16 protein-coding genes and 2 pseudogenes are annotated in these 20,010 nt (G+C 41.5%); 8 read left to right on the top strand and 10 right to left on the bottom strand.

Annotation, left to right across the window (positions count from 1 at the left end; translation table 11 throughout):
- The first annotated feature begins 673 nt into the window (after positions 1-673).
- The 3 genes from OKW21_RS23840 to OKW21_RS23830 are packed head-to-tail and all read left to right on the top strand — an operon-like array spanning position 674 to position 3,945.
- Entirely contained in the window at positions 674-2,092 is a 1,419-nt protein-coding gene (locus OKW21_RS23840; RefSeq protein ID WP_338130084.1) for an exopolysaccharide biosynthesis polyprenyl glycosylphosphotransferase, read from the top strand.
- Positions 2,082-2,876 carry a WecB/TagA/CpsF family glycosyltransferase gene (locus OKW21_RS23835; RefSeq protein ID WP_277484344.1) on the top strand — a complete coding sequence of 265 codons (795 nt, stop codon included), beginning with the start codon at positions 2,082-2,084 and terminating at the stop codon, positions 2,874-2,876. The genes OKW21_RS23840 and OKW21_RS23835 overlap by 11 nt, the downstream gene beginning before the upstream one ends.
- Before the next feature lie 7 nt (positions 2,877-2,883).
- Positions 2,884-3,945 (top strand): NAD-dependent epimerase/dehydratase family protein, encoded by a 1,062-nt coding sequence (locus OKW21_RS23830; RefSeq protein ID WP_277484342.1) that lies wholly within the window; start codon positions 2,884-2,886, stop codon positions 3,943-3,945.
- Positions 3,946-4,083: 138 nt separating this feature from the next.
- On the opposite strand, the gene OKW21_RS23825 is transcribed toward OKW21_RS23830, so the two are convergent.
- Both OKW21_RS23825 and OKW21_RS23820 read right to left on the bottom strand, forming a co-directional pair.
- The gene (locus OKW21_RS23825; protein ID WP_277484338.1) at positions 4,084-4,857 is read right to left on the bottom strand and encodes a polysaccharide biosynthesis/export family protein; all 774 of its coding nucleotides are present in this window, start codon (positions 4,855-4,857) and stop codon (positions 4,084-4,086) included.
- A gap of 557 nt (positions 4,858-5,414) precedes the next feature.
- A complete protein-coding gene (locus OKW21_RS23820; protein WP_277484335.1) occupies positions 5,415-6,422 on the bottom strand; it encodes an SDR family oxidoreductase in 1,008 nt (335 codons plus the stop codon).
- A 1,433-nt stretch (positions 6,423-7,855) separates the two neighbouring features.
- Between OKW21_RS23820 and OKW21_RS23815 the strand changes: the two genes are divergently transcribed.
- Both OKW21_RS23815 and OKW21_RS23810 read left to right on the top strand, forming a co-directional pair.
- On the top strand, positions 7,856-8,662 hold the full coding sequence (locus OKW21_RS23815; RefSeq protein ID WP_277484333.1) for an RraA family protein: 807 nt from the start codon (positions 7,856-7,858) through the stop codon (positions 8,660-8,662).
- Positions 8,663-8,729: 67 nt separating this feature from the next.
- Complete coding sequence (locus OKW21_RS23810) at positions 8,730-9,620, top strand: alpha/beta hydrolase (RefSeq protein WP_277484331.1); 891 nt, start codon at positions 8,730-8,732, stop codon at positions 9,618-9,620.
- Between the two features lie 80 nt (positions 9,621-9,700).
- Here OKW21_RS23810 and OKW21_RS23805 read toward each other — a convergent pair whose 3' ends face one another.
- Positions 9,701-10,258: a DJ-1/PfpI family protein gene (locus OKW21_RS23805; RefSeq protein WP_277484329.1), complete on the bottom strand. Its 558-nt coding sequence runs from the start codon at positions 10,256-10,258 to the stop codon at positions 9,701-9,703.
- Positions 10,259-10,344: 86 nt separating this feature from the next.
- On the opposite strand from OKW21_RS23805, the gene OKW21_RS23800 reads away from it, so the two are divergent.
- A complete protein-coding gene (locus OKW21_RS23800) occupies positions 10,345-10,809 on the top strand; it encodes a DUF6940 family protein (protein WP_277484327.1) in 465 nt (154 codons plus the stop codon).
- On the opposite strand, the pseudogene OKW21_RS23795 reads toward OKW21_RS23800, so the two are convergent.
- Positions 10,806-11,633: pseudogene (locus OKW21_RS23795) on the bottom strand (IS982 family transposase). The gene OKW21_RS23800 and the pseudogene OKW21_RS23795 overlap by 4 nt on opposite strands.
- A 107-nt stretch (positions 11,634-11,740) precedes the next feature.
- Between OKW21_RS23795 and OKW21_RS32815 the strand changes: the two are divergent.
- Positions 11,741-11,860 (top strand): annotated as a pseudogene (locus OKW21_RS32815) (DUF6940 family protein); the annotation flags it as partial.
- An 18-nt stretch (positions 11,861-11,878) separates the two neighbouring features.
- Here OKW21_RS32815 and OKW21_RS23790 read toward each other — a convergent pair.
- Positions 11,879-12,265: a DUF1801 domain-containing protein gene (locus OKW21_RS23790; RefSeq protein WP_277484322.1), complete on the bottom strand. Its 387-nt coding sequence runs from the start codon at positions 12,263-12,265 to the stop codon at positions 11,879-11,881.
- A gap of 132 nt (positions 12,266-12,397) precedes the next feature.
- Here OKW21_RS23790 and OKW21_RS23785 point away from each other — a divergent pair, with 132 nt between their 5' ends.
- Complete coding sequence (locus tag OKW21_RS23785; RefSeq protein WP_277484321.1) at positions 12,398-13,045, top strand: hypothetical protein; 648 nt, start codon at positions 12,398-12,400, stop codon at positions 13,043-13,045.
- A gap of 63 nt (positions 13,046-13,108) precedes the next feature.
- Here the strand turns inward: OKW21_RS23785 and OKW21_RS23780 are convergent, their stop codons facing one another.
- From OKW21_RS23780 to OKW21_RS23760, 5 genes are all read right to left on the bottom strand, one after another.
- Positions 13,109-13,861 carry a class I SAM-dependent methyltransferase gene (locus tag OKW21_RS23780; RefSeq protein ID WP_277484319.1) on the bottom strand — a complete coding sequence of 251 codons (753 nt, stop codon included), beginning with the start codon at positions 13,859-13,861 and terminating at the stop codon, positions 13,109-13,111.
- A gap of 36 nt (positions 13,862-13,897) precedes the next feature.
- Positions 13,898-14,134, bottom strand: coding sequence for a DUF819 family protein (locus OKW21_RS23775; RefSeq protein ID WP_277487773.1), 237 nt, complete (start codon positions 14,132-14,134; stop codon positions 13,898-13,900).
- A 186-nt stretch (positions 14,135-14,320) separates the two neighbouring features.
- On the bottom strand, positions 14,321-14,749 hold the full coding sequence (gene mscL, locus OKW21_RS23770; RefSeq protein ID WP_277484317.1) for a large-conductance mechanosensitive channel protein MscL: 429 nt from the start codon (positions 14,747-14,749) through the stop codon (positions 14,321-14,323).
- 427 nt (positions 14,750-15,176) lie between these two features.
- Positions 15,177-16,640, bottom strand: coding sequence for a SusD/RagB family nutrient-binding outer membrane lipoprotein (locus OKW21_RS23765; RefSeq protein WP_277484315.1), 1,464 nt, complete (start codon positions 16,638-16,640; stop codon positions 15,177-15,179).
- 2 nt (positions 16,641-16,642) lie between these two features.
- The gene (locus OKW21_RS23760; protein WP_277484313.1) at positions 16,643-19,990 is read right to left on the bottom strand and encodes a SusC/RagA family TonB-linked outer membrane protein; all 3,348 of its coding nucleotides are present in this window, start codon (positions 19,988-19,990) and stop codon (positions 16,643-16,645) included.
- Positions 19,991-20,010: the final 20 nt, after the last annotated feature.

Genomic DNA, 20,010 nt, shown 5'->3' with positions numbered 1-20,010 from the left:
TAAGGGGAATCTATTTTATTGAGCTTTCTTAGCACAAATATGCATGTAATATTTAAGAGTAATAATTCAAAAGTCAACTAAGAAAAATGCAATAAAATATAAGTATAAAAATGAATTTCTTATAAATAGGCACCTGATCTTAGATGAGATGAGGGTTTTTATTAGTTTTTTTAATAAAATTTTAATATATATGTATTTGAAAATAAATGTTACAATAGTAATATTGTAAATATAATTTAAGCTTTTTAGGAGCTGTTGTTTAATCAGTCTTTTTTGTACTCTTTTAATGCATCAGGTTATCATATGTTCATGTAATTATTGTTCGTTTAGGAGCCTGAAGTTTAATTTTTCATTTCATCTGCATTAAAGGTGCTGAAATGATGTTAATCAGAAGCAAGTTTAAGTCAAAATAGCGATCGAAAGCTTCAGTTTTAAAAAAAGGAGTGCTGTCTGACAATTCGTTGTTTGGTTTAGGCATTCCGGATGATTAAATACATTGGGTTAAAGTGATGGATACTTATGAACAACAGGTATCAGACAGAATTTTTTTATTGGATTACAAATTTGGTTTTGAGTTAATAAAGTAGTTCTGAATCGTTAATAGGCAAAGATTCTTCAGACAAGAAACCAGTAATTTTTTTCAGCTCAAATACTAACCGAATTAAGCATAAAAATGCAAAACTATTATCGTAGCCTTAAAAAATTTCAATACTCTACCGCGCTACCTATATTTTTGATGATTACAGATGCTTTTATTATATACAGCTTAATAAAAGTTTCCATTCATTATAATTGGTTGACGGCAGTAGATTATGAGCCAACTATACTTGGGCTTGTTACTGCATTTTTAATATTAAGCTGGGTAATATCTGGCTTAATAGCGTCCACTTATCAGGTAGAAAATTTAGGGACGCTTGAAAAAATCATGTATTACTCAAGTAATACGAGTGTTTTATATGCAGCTTTGCTAATTGGCTTAAAGCTAAGTTCAATTTTACCTGGCTTTTCCTGGCTGGACCTTTCACTTATTTTTAGTAGCACTGTAATCTCAGTAGTTCTGGTTCGAAGTTTTATGCTGAGACTTTACAGATATTACCGAAAACTCCCATTCAATCAAAAACCCTGTATCGTAATCGGAACCAATCAGAGTGCGCTTAACCTTTTCCATTATTTCCAGAATACTCCTACATTGACGCAGCGGTTCAAAGGTTTTTTTGATCATGAAGAGCCCTTTCTAAACGAACTCAAGCCCTGGTATTTGGGAGGGCTGTCTGAGGTACAAGCATTCTGTCTGGAAAATGGAATCAAAGAGATTTATTACACCAAACCCAACGACAGGTCTTATCTAAATGATCTGCAGGATTTTGCTGAGAGGCATTTTATTTACCTTGGGATAGTGCCTGACTTAGACAGCGACGAGAAGAGGAAAATTGATGCTCAGTTGTTTGACGACGGCAAAATTCCTGTCATTTCTTTTAGGAATACTCCCCTTCGTTTAATTGTAAATGCTCAAATTAAACGACTATTTGATATTCTTTTTTCGGGGCTGGTACTGATTGCGTTGTCAATCAGCGTTTTTCCTATCATCGCTTTGGCCATTAAAATTGATTCTCCCGGCCCAATCTTGTTCAGGCAGTTGAGACCTGGCAGAAATAATCGTCTCTTCTGGTGCTATAAGTTTCGTACAATGAAAGTGAATAATCAGGTTGAAGTTCAGGCTTCTAAAAACGATACCAGAATTACCCGTTTCGGTGCCTTTCTTCGCAAGACAAGTTTAGACGAACTGCCTCAATTCTTTAATGTATTGATCGGTGATATGTCGGTAGTAGGACCAAGACCTAATATGCAAAATCAACTGCTTTATTATTCTAAACATATCCCTGAATATCCTATTCGTCATACTATTACTCCCGGCATCACAGGCTATGCTCAAGTGAGTGGATTTCGTGGGGAGACAAAAGAGCTTTACCTGATGCGGAAAAGAGTGGAGTACGATTTAGAGTACATGCAAAACTGGAGTCTTAGTTTAGATATAAAAATTATCTGGCTTACAGTACTGAATATGATTAAAGGTGAAGAAAATGCATATTGAAAAAAGTCATCAATTACGCTCTCCTAGCAAGAAAAACTTATTTACTGTTCATTACTCATTAGTCAATTATGAGTCTGCCTCCGATGTTCTGGTTGAGCATGCAAGTCAAAATAACAGTTATGGGCTTTCAGCCTTAGCTGTGCATGGGCTAATTGAGTCAGTATGGAGCAAAGAACTGAACGAGAAAGTAAATAAGATTGATATGGTTGTTCCTGATGGACAGCCTGTGAGATGGGCTTTAAATTATTTTCATAAGGCCAAACTCTCAGACCGGGTTTATGGACCTACTTTGACCTTGTATGTTCTTAAGAAAGCTTCTGAACAAAATCTGAAAGTGTTCTTATATGGCAGTAAAAAAAGTACCTTGGTTAAGTTTGAAGCTTTTATTCGGAATAACTACCCCGGTGTACAAATTTGCGGCATACATGCAGACAGATTCCGCGATGCTACTGAAGAAGAGGACTTAGAAGATATTCAAAAAATCAATGAGTCCGGTGCACATATCGTGTTAGTAGGGCGTGGCTGTCCTAGGCAAGAGAGATGGGTTGCAGATCATTTGGGTAAAGTAAACGCTGTAATGATGGCAGTAGGAGCAGCTTTTGATTTTCATGCGGGGAATGTAAGTCAGGCCCCTTCATGGATGCAAAACTTAGGTTTAGAGTGGCTTTATCGTCTAGTGAAAGAACCTAAAAGGTTGTGGCGGAGATATCTTTATACGAATTCTTATTTCATCTATCTATTTATAAAGTACTCTTTAAAACCATTAATAATCAGAACAAAATAATTTGAATATGAAGACAATGTTAGTGACTGGCTCTAGCGGGCTTATAGGTAGTGAAGTTGTTAAGAAATTCTGCGAAGAAGGATGGAATGTTATAGGAGTAGATAATAATATGAGGTCAGATTTTTTCGGAGAAGGAGGAGATACTCGCTGGAATCAAAAACGGTTAGAAAGCACATATACTAATTTTAAACATACTGAGCTGGATATCAGAAATCGCAAAGATGTACTTAACTTTATGGAAAGTATATCTCCTGATGCTATTGTACATACAGCGGCTCAGCCGAGTCATGACCTAGCTGCAAGCAGACCTTTTGACGATTTTGATACTAATGCCGTAGGGACGCTTAATCTGCTTGAGTCAACCCGCAGGTTTTTTCCTGAAACTGTGTTTGTCCACCTTTCCACAAACAAAGTATACGGTGATGCACCCAACTATCTGAATCTAAAAGAGGAAGAAACTCGCTGGGAATATGCAGATGTAGCTTACAAAAATGGTATCAAGGAAAGCTTTACCATTGACCAGTCTAAACATTCTTTATTTGGCGCATCCAAAGTGGCGGCAGATGTAATGGTCCAGGAATATGGGCGATACTTTAATATCCCAACCTGTTGTCTTCGTGGGGGTTGCCTTACAGGGCCAAATCATTCCGGAGTAGAGCTTCATGGCTTTTTGAGCTATCTGATCAGGTGTAACTTAGAGGGTAAACTGTATAAGATATTTGGTTACAAAGGAAAGCAAGTAAGAGATAATATTCACTCATACGATGTTACACGCTTTATAGAAGAATTTATCAAAGCACCCCGTGTAGCTGAAGTATATAACATCGGGGGAGGTAGAGATAACTCAACTTCAATCCTTGAAGCGTTCAAATTAATTGAAGGTATTTCAGGTAAACCTATGCAATATGAATATGTAGATAAAAACCGTGAAGGGGATCATATGTGTTATATCTCGGACCTGTCAAAAATAAAAGATCATTATCCTAACTGGGATATTACTAAGAATCTGAAAACTACTTTTGAAGAGATATATCAGTCATGGGAGAGTAGGTTTTCTCTAGCTAAATAATCATCATTATTGAGTTGTGTAAACAAATATCCAAGCTAATAATAGTTAGCGATGCTATTACCAAAGAAAAAAGCCTTTATCAAAAAGTTGTGATAAAGGCTTTTCAGTTTTTTATCAAACTATAAAACTACTATCTGCTTAATCATTTACATATCTAAGCAAAAGTATGGTGCTGGAAATGGCTCCAAAGAGTACGCTTAGAATCGTGAAGGTACTTAAGTTGCTGCGCGTATTCTTGGCTTTTAGAGGTTGGACATAAATCACATCATTTGGCTGAAGGAAGTAGTATTTGGAAGATAATATGTCTGGATCTTTAAGGTTAAGCAACACTACTTCAGATCCATCTTCTGTTTGACGAATGAGCGTAATATTTTCACGATTACCGAATTCAGTAAGATCACTTGCCAAGCCAAGCCCTTCAAGTAAATTAGCCTGGTCGTTATATACATAGTAATAACCTGGATTATTCACCTCTCCAAGTACAGTAATTTTGAAGCTGGTAAGTTTAACGATTACTGTTGCCGTACTTAGATATTCACCTATGGCATCGGCGATGACGGATTGTGCTTCATTGAGCGTTAAATCAAGGACATTAACTGGCCCAACTTCAGGTAAAAAAATGTTACCTTCTTCATCGATAGAATATCCGTTGAGATAAAAGCCCGCTGGATTTAGGTTCATAAATCCAGTATTTGGTTGAATATTAAAATAAGCCGCAGATTCTGAATCAAGAGTCAGAATCCTTACAGACAATACATCTCTGGGTTGAAGGCGATAGATTTGTCTTGGGTTATGTATCTCTGTAGAAACCTCAGTGCTGAATTCGGGATTGGGAAAGTAAACTACTTGTTTGTTAGGTATACAGGAGACAATGGTAAGTAGCAATAAAAGAAAAAAGGATAAAGATTTCATTTTAGAATGAAATAAATTTAGAGGATTTAACTAAAACCTAGTAAAATTATGATTTTGGTCACAAATTAACCTTGTGATTTCATAATAAAAAATTTATTCAAAAATTATATTTTTTGAATATGAGCGTTTGATACAATAAGCAAATAAAAAAAGATTAATGCAGGGGTTATTATGCATTTTGTTCTGAAAATCAAGCTCGGAAAATTATGAAAGATTAATTCTAATGCAAAGTTATCGCAATAATATTCTACGGTAAGCATGTCTCTTAAAAAGAGAGCATGATCTCGCCTGCAGATATATGAAAATCTTGCCTGTTAGGCTGTTTATGTCAGGCAGCAATCCTGCTTTCAGAAGAGAAATAGGAATAAACTTATATTATTCTTGAGTAAACAAGAGAGCTGTGATATCAGGAGGAATTGCAAAGCCTAACAGGCATAAACGTATCAACTGTTGATTCAAAGGCTTATGAAAGACTTTGCCTGTGAGTACCGAAAGTATCAGACAGAACAGTGCATCATTAAGCTCAGCCGACAAGAAAACATTATAAAGTTAAAACCTTAGTTTTTCTTTACCCAGAGCAAAGTAATGGCTGCCAGTAATCCGGTGGCAAGTACTGCTAGCGTAGTATTCCGTTGGGTAGTAGTAGCCTGTAGTTCAAGGCTATAATCAGTAGCCTCACTGTCAAAACTACCATGAGATCCGCGATCTTCCTTGATAGGCTCCCATAAGTTATGTGGACGACCTGGCTCCTCTGCTTCATCTGTCTGCTGTCCTGTATAGCCAACCTTTGCCAGATAGTGGTCTAGGAGACCCGGAAAAAATTTATTACCCACTATGGTTTGAGCAGTAGCAGAACCTACATAAATACTTCTCTGCTGATGATGTGCAGCATAAAAAATAGCACGAGCTGCTACCTCAGGCTGGTAAATTTTGCCCATAGGTTTACCTTTCATAGGTAGACGAGATTTTACCCAGGCAAACTGTGTAGTGTTCATAGCAGGAAGCTGTATCATAGATACATTTATGTTACTTTCATCATGGATAAGTTCGGAACGGAAAGAATCAAAAAATCCCTGGATGGCATGTTTTGAGGCACAGTATGCAGATTGCAGGGGGATGCCTCTAAAAGCCAGGGCTGAACCTACCAATATGATAGAGCCACTGTTGCGCTTGCGCATTCGTTTATATGCTGCCAGTGTTCCGTATACTTGACCAAGGTACGTGACTTCAGTAACCCGTTTGTACTCTTCAGCTTTCATTTCCTTTACAGGAGAAAAAACGGAATTCATAGCATTGTTGACCCAGATACTGATCGGACCAAGTTCTTCTTCAATGCGTTCGGCCGCTCCTTCTACTTCCTCGGCATTAGCCAGATCAAGCTGAATAGCAAGTGCTTTTCCCCCCAAAGCTTCCACATCTTTGCTGGCTCCTTCAAGTCCCTCTTTACCGCGGGCCAGTAGCGCAACTTTATAGCCTTTTCTTGCAAACTCACGAGCAGTAGCTCTTCCTACGCCTCCCGATGCTCCGGTAATTACTACAACATTGCTCAGATGGATGACAGACATTTTGAATTATAGATTATAGGATAAAAAATGTTTTGACTTATGATTGCCTAACGCATCTTACAGCAAAATAGGCAAGCATACATTCTCTAACATTGCTCGATACACTTTGTTTTTTTATTACAGGACTGAAAAAGCAAATAAAAGAACCGAATGTCATGTAGGCTTAAAAGGAGGAAGTGAAGAAAGAAACTTCCCTTAGAATTACTACCTCGGTATCCTGAAACGCCCCGTGTATTTAGGAATCAAAATTTCATCAGCTATGTAAACTCCCCCGAGATAAAAGTGCCCTTATATCTATGCGGTTGAGGTATGGGGTCAGATTAGTGCTCTTTTTAAAAGTGCGAATGTTGACAATATTACGCCAGGGAAAAAGCCAACAACTCCATATCTCTATATAAAAATCCTGAATGGCGAAGAGCCGAATAGTACAACCATAAGCCTGACGACTTTCTATAAAGATACCATGCTTTGCAACAATCTTGATTTTCGTTTTGAAACCGGTCTTCTTGAAACTCTGATACGCTGACATATATCCAATAAATTAAAGTAAAAGAAAATTATTATATACAGGGATAAAGCGGCTGGTCTGATATTACACTTGTTTTTGTATTTCAAGTATGCTTTTATCCGTGCATGTATATAAGCAGAACCAGGCTGTAAAAGTTATGTAGCTTAGCCCCTGCTTAAAAAAAATAGTAAAATATACTCAGTTTGAATGACACTTGAATTCAGCCATTTGAATGCCTTCTGCTGCGTTTTGATGATAATCATTAACCGCCTCATGAAACTGCTAAACTTGATATGAAATATCTTGTAACTTAATAAGTTCAGGAGCTAAGAGAAAATAAAAATTTTAATATAAAATAAATAAATTGTATTATTTTAATTATTTTATTACATTTGTATAGTTATAGATATAAATGTAAAAATATGAGTTGGATTGGTTTACTAGTAATAATGTTGGCGTTTTCACTGGAATTGATACCTACCAAATGATTGACCAGCAGTTGGCATTCACAGGGGAGTAAGTTATTTGCTCTCCTGTTCTTTTTTTGTTACACCCCTAAGTTTTTCTGGTTTTTTATTATCTGCAGGCAGAATGATAAAAACAGATCGTATCAATTCTTAATCTTAACCTCCGGACTATATTCCTATCAATTCAGGTATGCTGCCTGGCAAATTCACTCTGCTAACCAAAAAACAGTAGACTGAAGAAGTTTCCTTTACAAAGCAGGTTTCCCCTGAGTAGAAAACAGAAACAAAGCTGAAGGAGGACAAAACATCAGGGATATGAAGCCAGCAAACGATTGTTGGTTATTAAATTTATACATAAGTTGTACAGCTTAGTCTAAGCTCCTGAAGAATGAGTTGACCAAGACTACACAGCATATTACGAATCCAATATTCTGTAATTCATTAATATACGACAACCTATGAAAACCTTTGTATGTAATTTAATTCTGCTAGTCTTTTTTAGCGTGGGTACATTGCAGGCCCAGCCACAGCCAGCGCTTACCAATGAGCAACTTATCAAACTTTATGAAGGCCTTAGGGTAGCTGATGTTTCTGATGGCATGGACATGCTTGGACTGATGGATGTGGGCCTTATGGCTCCTGAAATTTCTCCCCTCTGGAAAGACATAGAAAATTTTGAACATCAAATGGTGGGGATCGCTTTTACAGTGCGTTATGTGCCCACTAATCGTATGCAATCTTTAGGAGAGGTATCTCGGGAAGAGTACAAAAATTTTAGAGACCAGTGGTACACCCATCTTTCTGCGGAGCCCTTTATTGAAGACATCCGTCCGGGAGATATCATTGTCATTGATAATGCTGATGATGGTGATACCGGTACCACCGGATCAAATAATAGTATGATCTGGAAAAGTAAGGGCGCAGTAGGTATCGTATCTGCCGGGGGAGTACGGGATACCGATGAAATCATCAAGCAGGGCATTCCGGTGTACATGGATTATTTTAAGCGGGGCAGAGGCATCCGCCCGGGTCGTAATGAACTGGAGTCATATAATGAGCCTGTCGTAGTAGGGAGTGTATATATTCATCCCGGCGATGTGATCGTAGCCGATGGAGATGGGGTCATTGTAGTACCCAGAGCGCGTGCATTAGAGGTCGCCGACGCTGCTCGTGAGGAAAAGAATATTGATATGGCCGCCCGTAAGAAACTCTATGAGGAACTAGGCTTACCGATGGACTTCACCGTAGAAAAAGAAAACGAATAAATATTTCCCGCCAATTTTAGCAGACGGATTGTCTATGATCAATTTTAATTCTCAAAATAAACTAAGCATGCACCTGAACAAATCTTTGCTACTCATTTTTTTCTGTTTATTGAGCACGCCAGTAATACGGGCTCAGGAAGCTGTAGATAGTCTGTTTCTCTGGCCGGAAGGCGCCCCTGGTGCTATGGGACAGGAAGAAAAAGACCAACCCATGCTGATTCGCTACCCTGCCCCCGAAAATATAGCTACTGGTGCTGCAGTGGTTGTATGTCCGGGAGGCGGATATAATATGTTGGCCATGGATCATGAAGGACACCAAATTGCCCGCTGGCTTAATAGCTTTGGGGTGTCTGCCTATATTTTGACTTATCGCCTGGGACGTAACGGCTATAAGCATCCTATCCCGATGAACGATGGCAAGCGAGCCATACGAACGGTGAGGGCAAATGCTGCAGACTGGAATATAGATGAAGAGCGTATTGGCGTGCTGGGCTTCTCCGCAGGAGGTCATATGGCATCTACTCTGGGTACTCACTTTGATGCAGGTATGGAAGGGGCTTCGGACCCCGTTGATCAGGAAAGCAGTCGCCCAGATTTTATGGTTTTACTATATCCGGTGATTTCTTTCACTGAAGATTATCAACATAGTGGTTCACGTGTCTCATTGCTGGGAGAAGATGCTGACCCCGCCACGGTGCGTCTGCTTTCTAATGAGTTACAGGTTACAGACGATACACCTCCTGCTTTTTTAGTACATACTACTGAAGATCAGTCGGTTCCTCCAGAAAACAGCATCTACTTTTATCTGGAACTGAAGAAGAGAAACATCCCGGTTGAGATGCATATTTTTGAAAAAGGCAGACACGGACTTGGGATGGGCGCGCCCGGTACGGCTTTCTCCAGTTGGCCGGGGCTTTGTGAAGAGTGGATGCTGGAACGCGGCTACCTGAACGATTAATCGTATCACATTGCGGTTTAAGTAGAACGACTGTACGGCTGGCTCATGGTCGTTCTACAAACAAATCTGGCGTTGCTTTCTTAGCCACGGTATGCCATTCGCTTTCTTACCTGAGCTGCCGCTTCTTTTCCTGACCATTTCTCACAAAGGTATAAACCCAAGTCTAAGGACGAAGAAACCGCTCCGGCAGTAATGATGTTTTGATCTTCTACAATTCGTTCTGCTACGACCTCTTTACAGTAAGGCTTTAGGGTTTCATACTCCTGAAAGTTAGTGGTAGCCTTGCGGTTGATCAAAAAACCGGCTGCGCCCAGCACCAGACTTCCGGTACAGACGGATATCTTCTGTTTTACCGGCTCAGCAGTACGAATCCAGTCAAGAAAAGGCTTGTCAAAACGTAAAGGACGGGTGCCAAAACCGCCGGGAACGATGAGAGCATCATAGGTAGACAGTGACTCCCTGATTTTAGTAGGCACTACCTGCAAACCAAAGTTATCGGAAACCTTTTCAGTAAATGAGCAAAGGTCCCACTGAAGTTTTGGGATAAATTTTAAAGACTGCAAACGAGTCAAGGGATCATATACACCAAAAAAGTCAAGCCAGGTGATACCATTGAAAAGTATATAGGCAATTTTCATGAAATACGAAGATGATTTGATAATGACAGCAATTTCTGAAAGCTTGTTTTTAATTTCTAATTTTATCCTGAAAAAACCAATCTATAATGTGGAAGGCTACGTCGGAAACTTTACAAAAAGGAAAGGTATTTAAGTATTATTTGTCAGAGCGTGACCATCAACTTACATTTTCTAATGTGCTTCGTCTTTGGCAGGAGAGTATTGCATTTTGTGATTTCTTTAGCTCAATACTGGCAGAAGCCCCTTTTTCAGCATTTTTTTGGGAGTGTCCTCCACTTACAAAATCGTCGATCTTACGCCCCTTTGAGTTTGTACTGGTAAATAGCCTTCAGCTTTCTAAAGTAGAACCTGATACAGAAGCATTTAGGCAATACTTTTCCCATACTGATCAGCCCGTATGTGATTTCTGCAATCTGGGGAGAGATGCGCATCTGCTGGTTCCTGTTCCGGAAAGTACAGCACATCACTACCCTCATCTGGCCACCTTTGTGCGCCATGCGGATACGAAACAGCAAAGGGCGCTTTGGGAGCGTTTAGGTAAATTAATTTAAGTTGTGGATAATGTTTTGTTAAAAGTAAAAGCAAATAGGAAGAGAACGACCTTGAGCAAGAACCCCTGTGGGGTAACTGCATGGATTTTTCCGGGAAAGCGAGCAGTAACTTGGCTGAATCAGGTTTCAATACGCTTTCTGTAATGCTTTTTTAAAAAACGCATAGCTGCGTTATCCTGCCTTTTTGAGTTAGATTTTCGCTCTACCAATAGGCGCACCTGATCGCATTCTTCATAAAGGTCTTCCAACTCATAATGCGTATAAGCACTGTCAGCATAAAGTTCACTACCTTGAGGTAAGGATAGGGACATAGCTTGTAAAGCTGTATTGTCGTGAATAGAACCAGCCGTGATCAAATAATCCACTGGTATACCATCGGCGGTGGTAACTACCTGTACCTTAAAACCATAGAAATACTGTCGTTTGGAGGCATTGTATCCCCGATAAGATTCATGTTTTAGTAGCTTGCACCTCCCAATACGAATGTTTTTACAAACAGCTACTGGGAACGAATCTATTAAGTAGCGACTTGCAGTGTTGAGTTGCTTGAGACTCTCCCCCAATGCTAAAAAGATCCTGATTAAAGTATTTGATAGGCGATGCAGATGGCGATTAAAGTTAGACTTGTCTATTTTGGCCATCCCATGATGTTGCTGCATGTATTGACAAGTAGTGTGCTGGTTGCCATAAAAGTACTGGGCTGAGAGCAGGGCAGTAGTTAATATCTCCGCATCACTTACTTTGCGACGAATGTCTATGTTGGGTTGGCTGATTTTTAAATAATCGTCCATAAAACAATATATTGCAATAGTATAGTCTGTCATGTAATTGTTAGGTAAAGTGTGGTAACTTCACTTTAACAATCTTTTGGCAGACTATGCTTCATTTAACCTTTTAATTCGCAACTTGAGTTAAATTAGTAGAAGAAAAAGTAAGTCAAAAGCTACTTTGGATGAGTACTTCTGGCTTGGGAGTATACTGGCTGCACATTCGCCTGGACTCCCGGCCTAAGTATTATCAGTTTGACCCTTATCGTAAGTTGAGCATTTGACACACCTTGGGATAGTAGTTAGCGGAACTTCTTCCTTTTTGAAGAGTAAGGTATACTTTCATCCAGCAAGAGGGCTTCCTGCACGACCTCATGTATTGCCTGTTCCGGGATTTCGTTAAGCTTATAAAAAATAACCCCTTTGACCTGCTTACGTCCTCTGCTTTCTAATAGCCCCTGCTCATTAGATAACTCATTAGCCCTGAGAAAAACAAGCTCAATACCTTCATTTTTCACCGGGTTCAGGTAACAAATCCAACTCTTCCGGTAGTAAAAAGGGATCTTAAATCTGAGCTTCGGACTTACACCCGGATTATCGGTCAGCAGGTTGTGAAGATGTCGCAGAATAAGTTTTTGCTGTCCTTGTTTTTCCTGAATAAATGTGTCTACCGCATCCATAGTTATCATGCTAAGAGGTGAGAAGTGATCAAGTAAACTACGGTCTGGTGATTATGTAATATTCTATCTTTTTAACCATTAATTACTATTTCAGAAGAGTCTATTTTTGGGTGACTTATATTATACTAAATATAGCAAGAGATGAAAAAAGTATTCAGTGTTATGATATTTTTAGTGATCGGGTTTCGACTACAGGCACAGCTATTGGCCATGCATACGGAGCCGGTTGAAGAGCATAAAGCTGTTCAGCAACTTAATACACCTCACACTGCTTATCAGTGGGGAATAGGCCTGAGAGTAGGCGATCCAACAGGACTTACTGTAAAAAGGTTTTTGGGAAGCAGAGCGCTTGAACTTAGTATAGGCCGCAGCGGAATGGGGAACTTTAGTGCTAGAAGAGAGTTTGATAACGATAAATATTTTGAAAGTTACGTTTATCTGGATAGTCGCTTTCGTTCTGCAGTAAGCTTACAGCTACATTATCTGTCGTTTAAGCAAATTCCTATTGATGGAAATGATGACTTAGCCTGGTATGTAGGTTTAGGAGGGCAACTGCATTCTACTACCGTAGATTACCGCTATCGTTACTGGCGCAATAATGACAGGAGAGATCGTTGGGAATCTGTAACCGACGTGGATTTTGGCGCTGATTTTACAGCGGGCTTGGATTATACCTTTCATGATGTACCCTTATCCTTATTTGCAGATATCACATTGTTCGTAGAACTACTTGATGATCCTCTGTTTTTACGTTTGCAAGGGGGTGGGGGTATCCGATATAATTTTTAGCAAAAACTATGATTCTGTTACGAAATCTGCTGATATACAATAGGTTTTGTTGAAGATGGAGCGCTAAGATAAGCTCCCTTTGTACCAGATGGTGTGGAAAAACATATCAACATGTCCTCGCCGGGCATACTTATCAAAGATTTTATGCAGTGCTGTTTTACTTTGATCAAAATCAGTATGCTCTTGTGTTAAGGCATAGGAGCAGGACTTATAGTAGCCCCAGAGATGCTGCCAGTCCATGAGTTGCGAATTAGGAGCTTCCTTACGCTGATATTGATTCCTGAAAAAATATGCTACTCCTTTCCAGTCAAAACGCTGATGATCCACCAATTGGTAATCTGTAGAGTAGCGATGTAGAAAATCTTCATAAGCTTTCAGAAATTCTGTGGAATGCTGCCGAATATTCCATACCAGCACCACTTTACCCTTTGCTCTGAGGATACGCATAAATTCTTTCCGGGCAGCCTCCGGGTCAAACCAGTGAAATGCCTGGGCTGCCAATACTATACCGATGCTGTCAGCAGCTAAAGTAGTCGTTTCAGCGGAGCCTTTGATACTGTAGAAATCAGGAAACTGCTTAAGCTTCGCTTCTGCCACTGTACGCATGGCATCATTAGGCTCAATACCTGTCACTCCCCATTCTGCTTGTAGTAGTTGCTTACTTAGTATTCCGGTACCTGATCCAATCTCAGCAATTCTGTTTACTCCGGATGGGTTTTTAAGATTTTCCAGATCTTTCAGCAATTTATCAGCATAAGTAGGACGGTAAAGATGGTAGTTCTCTACTCTGTTGGTAAAGCGTTCATCAGCTTTCATAAGCACAAGACTTTAGGTGAAATTTACGCTTTATGCTCATCTGAACAAAGGGCTTAGCGAAGGGGCAGGCCAATCCCGATGCCTACAAAAGTGCCAATGACATTGCCTGAAGTCCCCATCAGCACAGCGGGAGTAATGGCTTTTTCTTAGTCCAAAGGTGGTAGCCATAGGAGCAGAAGTAGCATTACCTCCTACGTTGGCAACGGAGGCGAAGGGTAGTGCTTCCAGGCTAATGTTCAGCAAACGTGAAGCAAGTAGCATCACCAGCAGAATGGTAAAGAAAATGGTGACAATAATGCCGGAAATTTTACCAAATCACCTGCGGCGTTCACCTAGCATGCCCAGAGCCGCAGCAAAAAGCATGATGGTAAATAGAGCAAGATTGTTATCGGCTTGTATCAGCAGGCAGGCAATTTAAAGATGGCCCTCTAATTTTATATAGAGGGCATCATGATATACTTATACCAGAGGAGGGATAGGCTTATTGCGTTCCTCTTTGAGCAAATCTCTTATCTCTATGAGTAAAGATTCCTGCAAAGTAGGAGGTGGCGGCGGTGTTGGAACTGCTTCCTTCTTTTTTTGCATCCTCTGGTAAACTTTGATCACCATAAATACACTAACCGCAATGATCAGAAAGTCAGTCACGGTCTGAAGGAACATACCATAATTGAGCGTGACAGGATCTACGCCTTCGGTACCTGCTTTGAGCACGATAGCCAGGTTGGTAAAATCAACGCCGCCCAGCAACAGGCCGATTGGAGGCATAAGGATATCATTGACAAAAGAGGAAACGATCTTACCAAAAGCAGCGCCAATGACGACCGCTACGGCCAGGTCAATGATGTTGCCCTTCATGGCAAATGCTTTAAATTCTTTAACGATTCCCATAGTTGAGTAAATAAAATATAAGTGATTTAATGCTGAGCATCAGCGATTAAGATTAATCAAAATACTGAAATTAGACAATAAAAAAGTTTTCGTTCCAGCGGAATTATTTGCCATTGAGGAAGCGAACATGCAGATAGCTGAGGTGAAATAATACTTGCGGAAAAATGGTGAATAAAAAAAAGCAGTACCGAAACCGGTAAAGCTTTTTTAAATCTTTCAACATAAATCGTTATAATAATACAAATTAACAGTAGGAATCAAAAAATAAAGCAGAGGTTTCAGTACTTTATTCTGAAATAGAAGGACTTTAATTAGTAGGTTCAAGGAAAAGTATTAGTAAAGTCTTCCGAATGTATCTTTAAGCAGTACAAAGTAAAAAAAAGCCCCGGTTAGTTCCGGGGCTGTATAAGTTCTACGCTTTCTTTTGCTATTCGTATATGCTCATGTTTACGAAAGCGCCAGGTACAGGCTTAGGAACATTAGGGTTGCCATTGATCTCATCCTGCGAGTAAATAAATCTCCAGGGAAGCTCATTGCCAATATTAGGACTAATAGGAATTTCCGTTACCGATCCTCTGGTGCGACGTTCATCATTCCAGGCAATAGTTTGACCGTAGAATGTTACATACCTTTCTTCTACAATCTCTTTCAGGAGCGCATCACTATCTGAAAGCCCATCCGGGTTTTCAATACCTCCACTGGCAAAATCTGCTGCTGTAAATGGCATATATGAGAAGGTGAAACTCTCCTGATATGTGGGATCAATATATCCTCCACTATTCAGGAATGCTCTATATTCATTGAGGTGAGCAAGGCCTTCATCAAAGCTTCCGTTACGTACAGCGGTTTCAGCCAAAGTAAGTAAGTTCTCCTGATAAGTAATCAGAGGAAAAGAGGCATCCTGTGCAAAGAAGCCATTAACGGTATCGCCCAGGGCTGTTGAGAAAGTGTTCGGCTCAGTTTTACCAGGCGTGTTACGAGCGTTTTCTGCCAATACGTAGTAATAATTAAAGCGGGCACTTTCATCCGTTTTGGCGTGACCACGATAGCCAGTACTTTCAGGATTGAGCAGCTCAACCAGATAAGCAGCTCCCTGATCGTCTTCAGCAGCGATATCCCCTCCGCGGGAAGGGCCAAGAAAGTCCCAGTACATATTGATATCTACGTCATTGGTAGTACCATGAGGCATATACATGGAATTGGCAAAAGTACTGATCCCATTTTCAGCAGCCTGGGCAGCCAGATCATATTGCTTGGTATCCATGTAGAAGCGTGCTTTTAGGGTATAGGCAGCTTCTATCCACAGACTGGGGGAGGCATCATAGAAAATATCAGTGCCGCTTCCGGGGATCCCAATCCCGCTTTCCAGGTCGGCAATCGCTTCATCGAGCAGGGCTTGCAGCTCAGCATAGATATCTGACTGAGGGTCAAAAAGCGGGGTTTCAAACTCTTCTATCAGGGCTGCCTGGCTGAAAGGGACATCGCCCCAGAGCGCAGTAGCATTGCCTATGCAGTGAGCCTGCGTTACTTTGGTCATACCAGCAAAGACCCTTAAGCCCTGGGGCTCTACTTTGTCTAAAACCAGGCGAGAGTTACGCAAAGTGCCATAGTATACATTATCCCACATGTTGGAGAAATTTGAGCCTCCCACATTGTACGCCTGAAAGTCGCCCCACTGCCGGTCTACCCCTTTGATCTGGCTACTCCACATGGCCGCAAGGCGGGCAGTGAGTCCTTCATGGGTAGTTGCGTTGGCGATCTGAACCCCCGTAAAGATTAGCTCTGCAGGAGCATCTGAAGGATTATTAGGATCATCATTTAGGCCTTCAACCACGCTTTCGCAGGCGAAGCTGAAGCAAATCAAGAAAAGATATATCGCAATTTTTTTCATAGTTAGTAGTCAATTTTGATAGAGAAGACATAAGATTGGGTGCCGGGATTATTGAAGTAGTCTTGCCCCCGTGCGTTGGTAGCCCCATCCAGTGAGGTTTCAGGGTCAATCCCTACGACCTCCGTCCAGAGCAGCAGGTTTCTGCCGGTAAAAGAAAACTCTACGCCTTTCAGTTTAGTGGCTTCTCTGAAACCCGGGGTGTTCAGACGGTAAGATAAAGAGAGCTGACGTAGTCGGGTCCAGCTTCCATCTACGATAAACTGCTCCTGCAAATTACTAAAACCCTGACCCAAGGTAGTATACCAGCTTTCATCCAGTATTACCGGACCTCCTCCGAAATCACGTATATTTCCTCTTACTAAAGTGCCTTCAGGAATCGTGTTGCCCGCATAATTGACCAAACCACCATCAGGAACAATGATTTCGTTTCCGGTATCTTCATGGACACCAAAGTTATAAAGTACAGATTTGGTGTTAGGGGCAAAATTGGAGCCCTGGAATATTTCAAACAATACATCTAATGAGAAGCCTTTCCAGGAGATGGCAGTACCGAAGCCTCCACGCCAGTCAGGGTTAGGATCTCCGATAATGCCAAAGTCCGGAGCAACCTTAGGGAAGCCGTCTTCGGTAAGATCAAGGGAACCATCAGTATTTCGGGCATACTGACCGCCAAATAGTGAAGATAGCGGATAACCTACTGCTGCTACTGAACTGGTCAAGGTGCTGAAGCCCCCCAGCGTAATGACATCCCCTTCGCTGGAGCCAAGGCTGGTTACGCGGTTGATGTTTCGGTTAGCATTACCGTAAAGGCTTACATTCCAGTCATTATTGCTGAAGAGGGTTAAGCTCAAGTCGGCTTCCCACCCTTTATTCTCCATACTACCGGCGTTCGTATATCTTTCTGTAAACCCTATGGAAGGTGCTACTGATACTTCCAGTAATAGGTCATTGATCTCGTTTTCATAATAAGTGAATCCGGCAGTAAGGCGATCGTTAAAGAAACGTAAGTCCGTTCCGATTTCCCACTCTGTTTTGATCTCAGGCTTCAGGTCAGGGTCACCCTGCTGATTGCTCTGCACAAAAGCGCCGTTGCCATAGCCTACACCGGATAGGAGCGAACCCCAGCTTCCGAACTCATCATCTACTGCGATAAAGTCCGTACCGGTACGGTGAGGGTCAGGCTGAACACCTACTTCTCCGTATCCCCCTCTTAACTTACCGAAGCTCAAAAAGCCTATGTTTTGCATCAAGGGTAATTCGGTAAACTGCCAGGCAAAATCTACAGAAGGGTAGAAGAATGTCATATTATCGGCCCCGAAAGAAGAAGCTGACTCAAAAGCCCCGGTCATATTCAGGAACAACTGGTCGTAGAACCCGAAGTTAGCCGTACCGTATGTTCTGGTACTGCGGATGATCGTCTCGGTATCATCAGGGAAACGATTGGCTCCCACTGCATTGGAGAAATCACTTGGTCCACCGGGAATCAGGAAGTTCTGCATTTCACCTCCCAGGCGGGTATAGGTACGGTCGTTAATGTTCCAACCTACCAGATAACTGCTGCTGATATTGGAAGTGAGCATCGCGTCGAAACGAGCAATAACGTCAAAGTTGAGCTGTGTTTCTTTGAAAAGCTCTTCCCGGTAATTACCATTATAGTTGGAACCGGCTGAACTAACGGGGAAGTATGTTTTTCTGACATCATCATAAGTATCCACACCACCTCTGGCGATTAGCTCAAACCACTGTAAGGGTTTTAGCGTAACTTCACTGTTCATAATCAAGCGGTTGACCAGCGTTGAGTTTTGTAGCTCTTTGATCGTCCACAGCGGATTATTATAAATAGGATTACCATTGCCCAGGTAACGGCGATATGATCGCTGGCTGTTAGGCACCGGGGCAGCTTCAGGAGAAGAGTAATAGTCTCCGATATAGTCAGTGCCATTAAAATCAGGTGCTGCCCTTAACATACCCAGGTAGAGCCCGTTTACGTTTGAGCCGGTTTGTATTCGGTTTGATGTAGTACGCGCGTAAGTCGCATTCCCAGACACTTTAAGGATGTCTCCAAACTTACGGTCGGCATTGAGGCGGATTGTACTACGGCGATAATCACTTACTCCAACATAAATGCCTTCCTGGTTTAAGTCACCCAGACTTAAGAAGAACCTGCTGTTCTCATTGCCTCCACTGATGCTAAGGTAATTGTCCAGGTAATAACCGGTCTGGAATACCTGATCTTCTCTTACGCTATTGAAAGTTTCTGTGGAGTTCTTTCCTCCGGATGGATTTTCGGGAGTGCCGGCAGGTATGGCATAGTAACGAGTACCATCAGGAGCTTCAAAGAATCCTGAGTACCCTGCCGCTGCGGGATCGGTGATCTGGACATCAGCACCACCGCTACGCTCAGAGATTTTGTCACCAAATGAACGGGAAGATGTGGGGCTGTAGATACCGCCTTCACCCTGACCGAATTTGTTCTGCAAGGGATGAAGCACATTCACCTTATCCAATGACAAGGTAGAGCGGAAAGAGATATCTACTTTGCCATCATCACGGCCTTTTTTGGTAGTGATCAGAATCACACCATTGGCAGCACGAGAACCCCAGAGGGCTGCGGCAGATGCTCCTTTCAGAATCTGCATAGAAGCAATATCTGCAGGGTTGATGTCATTAAGGCGAGACTGCTGTCTTACCCCTCCGGTATTCTCGCCGCTGTTGGCTTTATCAGCATTAGGAGCACCATTGGTATTGCTCATCGGGATTCCGTCAATCACAATGAGGGGTTGCGTCTCACCGGTGATCGTGTTTTGTCCACGAATCTGAATGTAAGTACCTGCTCCCGGGTCACCGCTGGAACGGGATATTTGTACCCCGGCAGCTTTGCCCGATAAACCATTGATCAGCGTGCTTTCCCCTGATTTTACCAGTGACTCTCCTTCTACTTTTGAGAAGGCTACTCCGCTGTTGTCAGCATCTTCCTCGAAGCCCAGTGCGGTGACTACCACTTCTGAAAGCTGCTTGGTGTCAGAAGACATCTGAACATCTACTACGGATTTATTGCCAATGGCTACTTCCTGGCTTATCAATCCGATAAACGAAAAAACCAGGGTTTCAGCATCTGGTTCAATGGAAAGAGAATAACTGCCATCTACGTTAGTGATCGTACCATTTGTGGTACCTTTTACCACTACGTTTACACCCGGTAGTGCCTCTCCTTCTTCAGTAGAAGTCACTTTCCCGCTGATGGTTTTGGATTGAGCCCAAACCGTCGTGGCATTGCATAAAATAAAAAGAACAGCAATCCATCCAATGAGCCATCGGCGATTGCCAAAATGCGTAGAGTTTCCTTGCATAGTGAATTAGGGTTTAAGTG

Source organism: Catalinimonas alkaloidigena, from assembly GCF_029504655.1.
In the GTDB taxonomy this organism is placed as follows: domain Bacteria; phylum Bacteroidota; class Bacteroidia; order Cytophagales; family Cyclobacteriaceae; genus Catalinimonas; species Catalinimonas alkaloidigena.
Note: the sequence above shows the minus strand (reverse complement) of the source record. Positions and strands in the feature narration are given on the sequence as shown.